Consider the following 11777-nt stretch of genomic DNA (forward strand, 5'->3'; position numbering starts at 1 on the left):
GGATGCGCTCCTCTCACGCGGCCTTGATCTGGCACAGGGTACACTTCGTCTCCTGCATGCCCGTCACAGGGTCGAAGCCGTAGGTGGTCACCGAGTTCGAACTCTCACCGAGGACCACCGGGTCGGTGCCCTTCGGGTAGAAGTCGCGCATGTCCTTGCCCTCGTACCATCCCGAGAAGTGGAAGGGCATGAACGCGACGCCCTTGCCGACACGGTCGGTGACCAGCGCCTTCATCTTGGCCTTGGAGCTGTTCTCAGCGCCCGTGACCCAGACCCAGGACCCGTCCTTGATGCCGCGCTCGGCGGCATCGCCGGTGTTGATCTCGACGAACATGTCCTGCTGCAGCTCGGCGAGCCACGGGTTCGAGCGGGTCTCCTCGCCGCCGCCCTCGTATTCCACGAGACGGCCGGAGGTCAGGATGATGGGGAAGTCGCGCGCCACGTTGCGCTCGACGGCCGCCTTCTGAACCGAGAAGCCGATATTCGGCATGCGGAACTGACGCTCGTCGGGCCGGGTCGGGTACTTGGCCACGAGGTCGGGGCGGGGCGAGTAGATCGGCTCGCGGTGCACCGGCACGGGATCGGGCAGGTTCCATGCATTCGCCCGCGCCTTGCCGTTGCCGAACGGGATCACGCCGTGGTCGAGGCAGACCCGCTGGATGCCGCCCGACAGATCGGTGGCCCAGCTCACGGTGTCGGGCTTGTCGCCGCCGATCTTGAGGATCGTCGCGAGTTCGTCCGCCGTGAGGTCCTTATCCCAGCCGAGCTTCTTGAACACGCCGAAGGTGAATTCCGGATAGCCGTCCGTGAGATCGGAGTCCTTGGTGAAGCTGTCCTCGGCGAGCAGGGTCTGGCCGTTGCGCTCCGTGCCGAACCGCGCCCGGAAGGTGCTGCCGCCGTCCTTCACGTGCAGGGAGGTGTTGTAGAGGATCGCCGTGCCCGGATGGCGCAGTTCCGGCTTGCCCCAACACGGCCAGGGCAGGCCGTAATAGTCACCGCCGACCTCCGGATCGTCCTTCGGGGCGCGAAGCGTGATCAGGTCGAACTTCGCCTGGTTGCGCATATGCGCCTTCAGACGCTCCGGGCTCTGGCCGCAATAGCCCGTCGACCAGCCGCCGCGGTTGATCTCGCGCAGCAGATCCTCCGCCGAGGGGACGTTGTTCTCGACCTTGATGTTCTTGAACAGCGTCTCGGCAAAGCCGAGCTTCTTGGCCAGGAGGTAGAGCACCTCGTAGTCGTTCTTCGACTCGAAGGCCGGCTTCACGATCTGCTCGCCCCACTGGATCGAGCGGTTCGAGGCCGTGCGCGAGCCCTCCATCTCCAGGGAGGTGCAGATCGGCAGGAGGTAGGTGTTGTCCTGCCGGGCATCGAGCGCCGCGAAGGTGGTGGGATGCGGATCCGCAACCACTAGAAGCTCGAGCTTGTTCATGCCCTCGATGGCCTCGGGCAGGCGGGTCACGGTGTTTCCGCCGTGGCCGAACACCATGAAGGCCTTGATCGGGCTGCGCTGGTCGATCTGCTCCGGCGGCAGGTTCACGGCGTCGAACCAGCGCGTCGAGGTGATGCCGGGGGCCTCCATATTCTCCTTGCGCGAGCGGGCCTTGCGCCCCGCCGCTGCGGGAACCTCGTCGAAGCGCGACTGCAGCCACTCGTAGGGCACGTCCCAGACGCGTGCCCAGTGGCGCCAGCCACCCTCGACGAGGCCGTAATAGAGCGGCAGCGAAGTGACATCGAGGCCGAGATCGGTGGCGCCCTGAACGTTGGTGTGGCCACGGAAGATGTTGGCGCCCGTTCCCGGCTTCCCAACGTTACCGGTGGCGAGACACAGGATGCAGAGCGCGCGCACGTTGGCGGTGCCGACCGTGTGCTGGGTCGCGCCCATGCACCAGATCAGAGTCGCGGGCTTCTCCTTGGCGAACTTCTCGGCCACGCGGCGCAGCTGCTCGCCGGGTACGCCGGAGACGCGCTCGACCTCTTCCGGAGTCCACTTGGCGACTTCCTTGCGGACGTCGTCCATCGCGTAGACGCGCTGCGCGATGAACTCCTTGTCCTCCCAGCCGTTCTGGAAGACGTGCCAGAGGATGCCCCAGACCACCGGAATGTCGGTGCCGGAGCGGATGCGGACGTACTCGGTGGCATGCGCCGCCGTCCGGGTGAAGCGCGGATCGATGACGATCATGTTCGCGCGGTTGATCTCCTTGCCCGACAGCACGTGCTGCATGGAGATCGGATGCGCCTCGGCGGGGTTGCCGCCGAGGATGATCATCGTCTTGGCGTTGCGGATGTCGTTGTAGGAGTTGGTCTGGGCGCCGTAGCCCCAGGTGTTGGCAACGCCCGCCACCGTGGTCGAGTGGCAGATGCGCGCCTGGTGATCGACTGAGTTCGTGCCCCAGAAGGCGCCGAACTTGCGCATCAGGTAGGCGGCCTCGTTGGTGAATTTGGCCGAGCCGAGCCAGTAGACAGAATCGGCCCCGTTCTTCTCGCGGATGGCGCCGAGCTTGTCACCGATCTCCTCGATGGCCTGCTCCCAGGACACGCGCTGCCACTGTCCGCCGACGAGCTTCATCGGGTACTTGAGGCGGCGATCCGAGGAGACGAGCTCACGGATGGCGGCGCCCTTGGCGCAGTGCGTGCCCCGGTTGATCGGGCTGGCATAGGACGGCTCCTGGCCGACCCAGACGCCGTTCACCACTTCGGCGGTCACCGTGCAGCCGACCGAGCAGTGCGTGCAGACGTTGCGCTTGATCTGGACATCGGGTCCGACCGCCGAGGAGCCGGCGGCGCGCGCCTGACGAACCGCGCCGAGCTGGATCGTCCCGGCCGCCGCCAGGGCACCGGCGGTGAGGCCGGACTTCTTCAGGAAGCCGCGTCGGTCGAGCACTCCGGCGGCGAGGCCGGCGGCAACGGCCTGGTGCTTGGTGCGGCTCGCCTCGCCGCTCTTGCGCTTGGTCAGCATCGCAGACTCACTTCTTCCCGGCGGCGTTGGTGCTGTTCTGGAGAGTTTCGTAGCCGTTGGTCCGGTAGAACGCCTTCACCTCGTCGCTGAGGCGATAGCGCGACCGGGTCTCGTCGGCGCCGGGGTCGTAGGCCTGGGCCTCGGTGGCCGTCATCGGTGCGGTGGCGACGCCGACCGCGGCCGCCACCGTGCCGCCCCCGAGCGCGCGGAAGAACTGGCGACGGCCGAGCTGGTCTTTCTGATCCTGTCCCATCGTCGTTGTTCCTCCAAGAGCGCCGGCCTCGACGGCCCAGTGCCGCAAACCCGAATGTGCGGATGCCCGTTCAGGCATCCATGGCGAAGGCGACCGCCTCCACCTCGAGGAAGGCACGCCCGAGTGCCCCCACCGCGCGGTAGAACCGCGCCGCCCTGGCGCGCTCCAGATCCGCGAAGAATCGCTCTGCCCAGGGCGCGATGTGCCGAAGGAAGAAGGCACGCTCGCCCCCGCCCTCCACCGGGAAACGACCGGCCGCAAGCCCCGCCATCACATCTAGGAGAATCGCCAGGTGATCCTCCGGTTCGGTCATGGCCTCGTCCCGCTCGATGCCGAGGACTGCGAAGTCCTCGCGGACGCGAGCGAGGGGTCGTTCGTTCAAGAAACCGGTGAGGTAGTAGGAGGCGTAGGGCAGCAACTCGCCGCGTCCGACCCCCACAAAGAGCTCGAAATATTCGCGTTCCACCGCATCCGGCGACGTGGTCATGGCCGCCTTACCGAGGGCCGCGACTTCCCGCCCGAGCACACTGTCACCGCCCTTCAGCGCTGCTATAGCCGAAAGCAGATCGCCCCCGGGCGGGCGACCGAGCAGAACGGCCAGAAGATCGTATTGCTGTGCGCGAAGCTGATCGACGTCGTCCACGGCCAAGGTCATCGGGGGGTTCAGGTTGATGGATGCAGACAGGCCGGCGCCGCCACCCGCCGAAGGCTCTGAAAACGGCGCAACGGAACGCATTCCTCTCCCCGATCTGGATCGTTCGATGTCCGATCTCTTACGGACCCGCCTAGTTTGGATCCATGATAAAAAGGCTTTCCTTTGCGCGCAATCGCGTTTCCCGTGATTACCCGGGCATCGCTCCGCCATGGCGTCGCAGGCGCGAGACAATTGTGGGCGATTGATATGTCTGCTCCGGTTCGGGTGCAGGAATAAGCGGGGGCGTTTCCGCGTGCGCGATCGTCGGCTCGGGCTCGCCGGCCGGGTCATCTGTTCCGGCGAGGGCATCGGACCCGAGTTCCGGTTCGACCACATCCGTATCCGTCTCGGTCTGCTCCGGTATCGGCGCATGCCCGGTCATGATGCGCTGGACCATCGCCCCGATATCGTCCGTCGGAAGCATCGGCCCGAGGCCCGGAACACCGCCCGGGACGTTCCAGTCGTAGGCGTATTCCCGTGCCTCGCTCACGAAGTCCCGGACGGACGGGTCCACAGACCACATCCGCCGAAGCGCGGCGTTGCGCAGGACGGAGGGGATGCCAGCACGCAGGAAGGGCGTCAGGTCCATATCAGCCGTCAGATCCTCGAGGCGCGGCAATCGCGCGATCGCTTCGGCCAGGGCGTCGGCCTCCTCGGGCGAGACTGCCTCGCGAGAGCCTTCCTCGGAGTTCGGCGCGCCGAGGGGTGAGTCTTGATCGACGGGCGGCTGCGCTGGAACGCGGGCAGCGCGCTCAGCGGCGCGCACCGCCTGTTTGCGTCGGGCCCAGCGCGAGAGGATACCATCGCTCATTCCGCGCGTCCCTTGCGCTGTCCGCCGCGCGCCAGGGCTTCCGGATCGGCGCGGTCGCGCTTGCGCTTCTCGAACCGGCGCTCGACGTGGAAGGCTTCGAAGAAGGCCAGCAGCACGGCCTGCGACTCGGGTGGCATCGGCACGGCCTCGACGATTTCGCCGATACCCTCAGCCATGGATTCACCCTCGTAGGGATCGGCCGTCACCGCAGCGACCTCGTATTCATCCTCGCCGAGCTTGCGCAGCGCGATCCACAGCGAGGGCCGGCCTGAGACGAGGTTGTCGCGATAATGCGAAGTCTCGGCCGGATGCAGGGACACGTCGAAGGCGCCGGCGTAGAACACCGTCTCGTCCTCGTTTTCGGAAAGCTTGGTCCAGTCCGCCACCGGTGGCGCTGCCGGCAGCGCCGCGACCGGCATCCAGGCATGGCTCGCCCAGGGACCGCGCAGGCGCCGCCGTGCCACCAGGACGCCGACCTCGAAATGGTTCTCGGGCATCGCTTTTTCCTTCACGCGCGGGGTCAACGCGCCAGCGCGCCGTTCCGGTATCAGGAGCCGGACGGGACGCCCCTCAGGGGCAGGCCGGCGATCAGGTTCTGCGGTTTCATCGCCACGAGGTTGGCAGCGGTGGCGGCCAGCAGCAGGTAGACGTGCCTGTCGCCGACGGCCGGATCCACGAAGGCCGCATCCGCGAAGGTGAGGCTGAAGATCGCGATCACGCGTGCCTGGTCGGCGGCCTCGACGGTTTCGCCGCGCCAGAGGGCGTTGCCGATGCGGGTCGCCTCGGCATCGAGGCCGACGAACCAGCGCCAATCGGTATCCTCCAGCCGCTCCAGCGGTTCGACGCGGACGCGCAGGTTCAGCAGATGCCCGACGAAGGCCTCGATGACGCGCGCCAGTCCTTCGCGGCTGCGGGCGCTGGAACCGAGGTTCAGCGCCATGGAGAAGGCATCCGACCGGCTCCAATAGCTCCAGGCATTCTCCGGATTGAGGACGTCGAGTTCGTTCGCCGCCTCCTTGCCGAGCATCGCCACGAGGGGCGAGAGCGGTGCGCCGCCCTCGCGCGCCTCGATGACCTCGGAATCGGCGAGGAGGACGGCGCCGTCCTGTCGGCTCACGCGCTGGGGCCGGAAGAACAGTTCGGCCGCCCGCAATACGAAGGGGTCGTCGCACCCGTCGAGCGCGTTGCGCAGGATGAGGTGGACGAGCTGGTTCAGGAACAGCGACGGCGTACCCTGCAGCCCGCGCCGCACCAGATCGAGATAAGCCGCCTCGATGGAGCGAGAGGCCAGGAGCCGGTCCCGGAACGCGAGCAGGACCTCCCAGTTCTCGCGGGCATCCGCATCCGCGAGCGCCGCGACAGCCTCCGGCGGCACGATGCGGCGCGGCTGCGCCAGCAGGTCGGCATGGAGGGCCCGTTCGGCGGCACAGGCCTCGTCCGGAGGAACGAGCTCGGGCCGTGCCAGATAGGCAAGGATCAGCTCGTCGGTGACGCGCAGGCCGCCGCCCTCGGTGCGCTGCGTGAGATGGTGGCCGCTGGAAACCCAGAACTCGGTCATCGTGCCGGGTTCCGGGAGGTCGGGCTGCGCATGGGCTCAGGTTCCTGAAGGATTGCGGGCGAGGCCGATGAGGTCGGCCCGTTCCTCGGGCTCCGCCTCGTCGGTCTCCACGAAGTGAAAGGCGCGGGCATGGGCATGCAGACGGTCGGCCCCGGGAAGACCCGCCTCGCGCTGGTGCAGGGTCCGGAAGGCTTCCGCGATCTCGCCGTTCCGGGCGGTCCTGTGCATCGCGACCACGCTGCCCACGGCCAGATTGCAGAGCGAGGCGGCGAACTCGACCTCCTCGCGGGCTGCCGCCCGTGCCGCGTCGCGGTCCGGGGCGCCCAGTCGCTCGTGGAGATGCCGGGCGAGATCCTCCACGGCCGCGTCGCGCTCGGCCTCGGTCGCCTCGCTCACGACCACGAGGGTGGAGAAGCCGAGCGAGGTGACGCCGACGAAGCCGGACCGGAAGGCGGCGCGGGACTTGCCCTCCAGCGCATCGAGATCCTGGTCCCAGAACAGGAACGAACCCGTCACCGCCCATTCGCCGGGCTCGGCCGGATGCGCGAAGACGAAGGTGTCCGAGGGATCGAGGCGCAGGGTGCGCGGCAGCCGCAAGGCGCTCACAGCCGCACCGCTCCGGTCTCCGGACTGAGCCAAGCGGGCGCGCGCAGCAGGGCGGCGAGGGGCCAGCGCTCGCTCCCGCCGAGGATCACGTCACCGTCGCTGTCGATCCGCACGGGTACGCCCGGCGGCGTGGGCAGGTGGGCGAGGTAGCGACCCGCGACCGCCTCGAAGCCGTCCTCCGCCCAGACGTCGAAGGCCCGAATCAGATTGCGGGCGAAACTCTCGACGAGAAGCGGCCGGATACCGGACGGGAATCCCTCTTCGTCGAGGGCCGTCGAGTCCGGAGTCAGGCCGGGATCGCCCGCATCCGCCTTCGAAGCGATCAGCATGCAGGAGAAGACCAGCCAGTCCGGCGTATCGACCTCGACGCAATCCTCCGGCCAGATGAGGCGTCCGCCGCCGAGGCGGGCGCCGTCGAACATCAGCACGTCGGGCCAGATGAAGGTGAGAGGCATCTCGGGAGGGCCATGCGCGCCGACGGCATCGGCGAGGGCCGTCATCCCCGCGAGGAAGGCCCGCCGCGCGGAGACGAGGGGCTCGTCCGGCGCCAGCACCACCGCGCAGTCGATGACATCCGCCCGTTCCACCAGCACCAGAGTGCCCGCCGCCTCGGCCCCGTCGCGCCTTGCCAGCGCAACGGCCTCGGCGAAGGCATCGGCGGGCGGCGCGAGCACCAGGCTCGTGAAGGCGGGGGGCAAAGCCAGGGGCAATGGAAGGGCCTTGGCGGCCGGGTCGGCGGCGATCGCGGTCATGGAAGCGTTCATCATCGTGAGAAGGTCGTGGCCGGCCTGCCAGGGCGCAGATGCCCGTCGCGAGGCGCCGAGACAAGGACGGCCCGGCGCGGCAAGATCGGCATCGGACCAGGTCCGCGTCGGACGCGGTGCCGCTGCGCCCGTGTGTCGGATCGCAGTTTCGAACGTTTCGAGTATATAAGATACAAAGGATGCTGCGAAGGGCCCACGCGCCTCGCCCCATCCGTCCCCTCCCGCGCAAGGTCTTCTCGTGTCCGACCGTATCGTGTTCGCCTGTTCCTGCGAGAAAACGATGCCGCTCGACGCCGATACCATCGGGCGCGGGTGCGGCGGTGGCGTGAGGACCGCCGATCAGCTCTGTGGCCGGGAACTCGACCGCTTCCGCGAGGCGCTGGGCACGTCGGCCCCCATCACCGTGTCCTGCACCCTGCAAGCGCCCCTCTTCGACGAGGTGGCGGCGGAATTCGGTGCCGAGGACCGGGTGGCCTACGCGAAGATCCGCGAAACCGCCGGGTGGTCGTCGGAGGCGGTGAGCGCCGGTCCGAAGATCGCGGCCCTGCTTGCCGCGTGCGCCGAGCCGCTGCCGGATGCCGGCACGGTGGCGATCGAGAGCCAGGGCGTGGCCCTGATCTACGGGCGCGACGCCAGCGCCATCGAGGCGGGCCGGCGTCTCGCCGAGCATCTCGACGTCACGGTCCTGCTGTCCCGGCCCGAAGATGTCGAGCCGCCGCAGCGCGCCGATTTCCCCGTGGTGAAGGGGACCATCGCGGGGGCGAAGGGACGGCTCGGGGCGTTCGCCCTGCGCATCGACGATTACGCCCTGGCGGCCCCATCGTCCCGCTCGCGCCTCGAATTCGGGGCCGGACGGAACGGCGCGACCTCCACCTGCGACATCCTCGTGGACCTCACCGGCGGGACGGCGCTGTTTCCAGCTCACGACGTCCGCCTCGGCTACCTGCGCGCTGACCCGCGCGATCCGGCCGCCGTCGAGCGCGTGATCGGGGAGGCCTCCCACCTCGTCGGCACCTTCGACAAGACGCGCTTCGTGGATTTCCACGCCGATCTCTGCGCGCATTCCCGCTCGCGCATCACAGGCTGCACCCGCTGCCTCGAGGTCTGCCCCACCGGCGCGATCGCGCCCGCCGGCGATACGGTGGCGATCGATCCCTATATCTGCGCGGGCTGCGGCAACTGCGCCTCGGTCTGCCCCACCGGGGCCGCCGCCTACTCGCTGCCTCCGGCCGATGCGCTGATGCGGCGCCTGCGCACCCTGATGCTCGCCTACGGCGCGGCGGGCGGCCGCGCGGCCACGATCCTGTTCCATGACGGCGACCACGGCGAACCGCTGATCGACGCGCTGGCCCGCCACGGCGACGGCCTGCCCGCGAATGTCCTGCCGGTGCGGGTCAACGAGGTGACGCAACTCGGGCCCGAGACGTTCGCGGCCCTCTTCGCCTACGGCGCCGTGGGCGTGCGGATCCTCGCTCGCGCCCGGCCGAAGCACGATCTCGAGAGCCTGCGGCGCGTCGTCGAACTCGCCGAGACCCTGGCGCGCGGCCTCGGCTACGGCGCTCCAACGGGAGCCCCGGTGGTGTCGCTCATCGAGACCGACGATCCGGACGCCCTCGGCGCGGCGCTCGCCGGCTTCGTGCCCGGAACAGCGGCACCGATGCCGGCCCGCTTCATGCCGGTGGGCGGCAAACGCGAAGTGCTGCGCTTCGCCTTCAACGAGATGCACGAAGCCGCGCCGCAGCCGACGCCGCGCATCGAGCTCGGTGCCGGAGCCCCCTTCGGCGGCCTGACCTTCCGCACGGAGGATTGCACCCTCTGCCTGTCTTGCGTCGGCGCCTGCCCGACCAACGCCCTCTCGGACAGCGCGGAACGACCGCTCCTCGGCTTCGAGGAAAGCCTCTGCGTCCAGTGCGGCCTCTGCGCCAACACCTGTCCGGAGAACGTGATCGACCTGATGCCGGGCGTCGACTTCGAGGCCTGGAAGGCGCCGCGCCGGATCGTCAAGGAGGAGGAGCCCTTCGCCTGCCTCACCTGCGCCAAGCCCTTCGGGACCCGCAGCACCATCGAGCGCGTGGTCGAGAAACTGCGTGACCGGCACTGGATGTTCTCCGGTGAGGCCGGAGAGGCCCGGGTCCAGGCCCTGATGATGTGCGAGGATTGCCGGGTCGAGGTGGCGGTGAACCAGGGCTTTGATCCGCATGCGGGCGCCGAGCGCGACAAGCCGCGCACTACGGAGGATTACTTCCGCGAGCGCGCGGCACGCGGCGAGGCGAATTAGCGTTCGGTGGGCGGCGGCGCGATGTGGCGCAGCATGCGGATGGAGGACCTTGCGCACGTCGTGCCGCTGGCCGAACGGCTGTTCCCCGACCACCCGGAGGATGCCGAGCGCTTTGCCGAACGCCTCGGGCGCGGCGGCGACCTCTGCCTTACGCTGGCAAGCTCCGACGGTGCGGTGACCGGATACGCCGTCGCCTATCCTTGGCCGCTCGGCCGTGTTCCGCCCCTGAACCGCCCGCTCGACGCAACCGAGGCGCCCTGCGGTGCGGTCTACCTGCATGATCTCGGCGTGAGCCCGGAGATGGCCGGTGCCGGCCATGCCGGGGCAGGATTAAGCCTGCTGCGGGAGCGCGCAGGGAGAGCAGGGTACGCGGCCATCGCCCTCGTGGCGGTGAACGGCTCCGCCGGGTTCTGGCAGGCCCGTGGGTTTCAGGCGCAGCCGATGACCGGGAGCGCGAACGCCAAGCTCGCGAGCTACGGGGCGGATGCGCGATACATGGTGCTGATGCTCTGACGCAGCGGTCAGGGCGTCGCGGTGGCGCGCTCCAGGAAGCGCACCAGGGCCTCGCGGTCATCGGCGCTGGTGATGGTCTGCTCCGGCATCCGGGTTCCGGGCGTGTAGCGCGCGGGGCCGACCTCGAAGAGCCGCGCGATCGTGCGCGCGTCCCAGACGATGTCCATGCCTTTCAGGGCGTCCGAGTACCGGTAATCCGAAACCGTGGCGATGCGGCGCCCGATGACGCCGGCGAGTGACGGACCGGCGCGCGGACTGTCCTCCGGCCGCAGGGCATGACAGGCGACGCAGGCACGGAACACCTCCGCGCCCCGGTCGCCGTGCCAGGCCGCCAGCGGATCGACCGGCCGCACCATCGCCAGCGGGCCGATGGGTTCCCCGCTGCGCGCGTCCCAGCGCCGGATCAGCCGGTCGCTGCCGCCGGTGAGGAGTTCGCGTCCATCCGGCCGCCACGCCACCGACCAGACCGGCAGGCCGGGTCCGACCAGGCGATGGAGGATCCGCGCCTGCGCGCGATCGATCACCGCGACCGCGCCCCCGGCCGTGGCGGCGGCGATCCGCGTACCATCGGGGGATGGCGCAAGGGCGATGACCGGGTTCGGCCCGACATCGATCTCCGCACGAACGGGTCCGTCGGGGCGCATCAGGCGTACGATCGCGTCGCCGCCCGCCGCCGCGATCTCGCCGTCCGGCAGGACCGCGAGGGCGTTCAGGATCGTGGGCAGGGTCCGGACGACCGGCGCGCCGTCCCGGTCGTCGGGCAGGGGCCAGATACGAACCGTGGCGTCGTAACCGGCCGTCACGAAACGGCCGTCGGGCAGGAACGCCACGGCGTTGACGTTGCCCTGGTGACCCTCAAGGACCCGCGCCGGCCCGCCCGCGAGGGGGCGGATGCGCGCCGTGCCGTCCCAAGAGGCCGAGGCGAGCGACAGGCCGTCCGGCGAGACCGCGAGGCCGACCACCGGTCCGCCGTGCTCGGAGAACACCCGCTCGGGCTCGGCCTGGCCGGCCCGCCAAAGGGCGATGCGCCCATCCTCCGAGGCTGTGACGAAGCCGCCATCGGCCAGGGCGGCGACCGCATTGACCGCCCCATCGTGGTAGCGCAGGACGGTGAGGGCAGTGCCGGCCTCGATCGTCCACAGGATCGCCGCCTGATCGAACCCGCCGGAGACCGCCAGCCCGCCGCCCGGCGCCACGGCCAGGGCGCGTACCGGCCCGCCATGCCCGCGCATCTGCGCCGTGGCCCCTCCCTGGAAGCCGAGTTGGAGCAGTACGCCGATGATCGGAAGCCATCGCCTCACGGTCATCCGAAATCCCCCTGCCTTCGTTCCGCGCGGGACCATC

At 69.5% G+C, this 11777-nt stretch carries 11 protein-coding genes; 2 read left to right on the plus strand and 9 right to left on the minus strand.

All coding sequences use genetic code 11. The annotated features are described in order from the left end of the window. Positions 1–13: 13 nt before the first annotated feature. The 8 genes from OF380_RS16655 to OF380_RS16690 form a co-directional block, all read right to left on the minus strand. Positions 14–2956, minus strand: a complete 2943-nt coding sequence (locus OF380_RS16655; RefSeq protein ID WP_264045870.1) for a formate dehydrogenase subunit alpha — start codon at positions 2954–2956, stop codon at positions 14–16. 7 nt (positions 2957–2963) lie between these two features. Beyond that, entirely contained in the window at positions 2964–3209 is a 246-nt protein-coding gene (locus tag OF380_RS16660) for a formate dehydrogenase (protein WP_264045872.1), read from the minus strand. A gap of 70 nt (positions 3210–3279) precedes the next feature. After that, positions 3280–3864 carry a TorD/DmsD family molecular chaperone gene (locus OF380_RS16665; RefSeq protein ID WP_264051357.1) on the minus strand — a complete coding sequence of 195 codons (585 nt, stop codon included), beginning with the start codon at positions 3862–3864 and terminating at the stop codon, positions 3280–3282. Between the two features lie 187 nt (positions 3865–4051). After that, complete coding sequence (locus tag OF380_RS16670; protein ID WP_264045874.1) at positions 4052–4714, minus strand: DUF3306 domain-containing protein; 663 nt, start codon at positions 4712–4714, stop codon at positions 4052–4054. Further along, complete coding sequence (locus OF380_RS16675) at positions 4711–5211, minus strand: DUF3305 domain-containing protein (RefSeq protein WP_264045876.1); 501 nt, start codon at positions 5209–5211, stop codon at positions 4711–4713. The genes OF380_RS16670 and OF380_RS16675 overlap by 4 nt, the downstream gene beginning before the upstream one ends. A gap of 50 nt (positions 5212–5261) precedes the next feature. Further along, positions 5262–6272 carry a DUF6352 family protein gene (locus OF380_RS16680; RefSeq protein ID WP_264045877.1) on the minus strand — a complete coding sequence of 337 codons (1011 nt, stop codon included), beginning with the start codon at positions 6270–6272 and terminating at the stop codon, positions 5262–5264. Between the two features lie 36 nt (positions 6273–6308). Further along, on the minus strand, positions 6309–6878 hold the full coding sequence (locus tag OF380_RS16685; protein WP_264045879.1) for a DUF6505 family protein: 570 nt from the start codon (positions 6876–6878) through the stop codon (positions 6309–6311). Next, positions 6875–7630 (minus strand): biotin/lipoate--protein ligase family protein, encoded by a 756-nt coding sequence (locus tag OF380_RS16690; RefSeq protein ID WP_264045881.1) that lies wholly within the window; start codon positions 7628–7630, stop codon positions 6875–6877. The genes OF380_RS16685 and OF380_RS16690 overlap by 4 nt, the downstream gene beginning before the upstream one ends. 292 nt (positions 7631–7922) lie before the next feature. Between OF380_RS16690 and OF380_RS16695 the strand changes: the two genes are divergently transcribed. Continuing rightward, the gene (locus OF380_RS16695) at positions 7923–9920 is read left to right on the plus strand and encodes a 4Fe-4S binding protein (RefSeq protein WP_264045882.1); all 1998 of its coding nucleotides are present in this window, start codon (positions 7923–7925) and stop codon (positions 9918–9920) included. A gap of 33 nt (positions 9921–9953) precedes the next feature. Then, complete coding sequence (locus OF380_RS16700; RefSeq protein WP_264045884.1) at positions 9954–10433, plus strand: GNAT family N-acetyltransferase; 480 nt, start codon at positions 9954–9956, stop codon at positions 10431–10433. Between the two features lie 8 nt (positions 10434–10441). On the opposite strand, the gene OF380_RS16705 is transcribed toward OF380_RS16700, so the two are convergent. Beyond that, positions 10442–11740 carry a c-type cytochrome gene (locus OF380_RS16705; RefSeq protein ID WP_264045886.1) on the minus strand — a complete coding sequence of 433 codons (1299 nt, stop codon included), beginning with the start codon at positions 11738–11740 and terminating at the stop codon, positions 10442–10444. Positions 11741–11777: the final 37 nt, after the last annotated feature.

The sequence above is a fragment of the Methylobacterium sp. FF17 genome, from assembly GCF_025813715.1.
In the GTDB taxonomy this organism is placed as follows: Bacteria; Pseudomonadota; Alphaproteobacteria; order Rhizobiales; family Beijerinckiaceae; genus Methylobacterium; species Methylobacterium flocculans.

Excerpts from the sequence above, each read along its gene's own strand:
- OF380_RS16660 (WP_264045872.1), bottom strand. The coding sequence starts at position 3,209 with ATGGGACAGGATCAGAAAGACCAGCTCGGCCGTCGCCAGTTCTTCCGC.
- OF380_RS16695 (WP_264045882.1), top strand. The coding sequence starts at position 7,923 with ATGCCGCTCGACGCCGATACCATCGGGCGCGGGTGCGGCGGTGGCGTG.
- OF380_RS16690 (WP_264045881.1), bottom strand. The coding sequence starts at position 7,630 with ATGACCGCGATCGCCGCCGACCCGGCCGCCAAGGCCCTTCCATTGCCC.
- OF380_RS16680 (WP_264045877.1), bottom strand. The coding sequence starts at position 6,272 with ATGACCGAGTTCTGGGTTTCCAGCGGCCACCATCTCACGCAGCGCACC.
- OF380_RS16665 (WP_264051357.1), bottom strand. The coding sequence starts at position 3,864 with ATGACCTTGGCCGTGGACGACGTCGATCAGCTTCGCGCACAGCAATAC.
- OF380_RS16655 (WP_264045870.1), bottom strand. The coding sequence starts at position 2,956 with ATGCTGACCAAGCGCAAGAGCGGCGAGGCGAGCCGCACCAAGCACCAG.
- OF380_RS16675 (WP_264045876.1), bottom strand. The coding sequence starts at position 5,211 with ATGCCCGAGAACCATTTCGAGGTCGGCGTCCTGGTGGCACGGCGGCGC.
- OF380_RS16670 (WP_264045874.1), bottom strand. The coding sequence starts at position 4,714 with ATGAGCGATGGTATCCTCTCGCGCTGGGCCCGACGCAAACAGGCGGTG.
- OF380_RS16700 (WP_264045884.1), top strand. The coding sequence starts at position 9,954 with ATGCGGATGGAGGACCTTGCGCACGTCGTGCCGCTGGCCGAACGGCTG.
- OF380_RS16705 (WP_264045886.1), bottom strand. The coding sequence starts at position 11,740 with ATGACCGTGAGGCGATGGCTTCCGATCATCGGCGTACTGCTCCAACTC.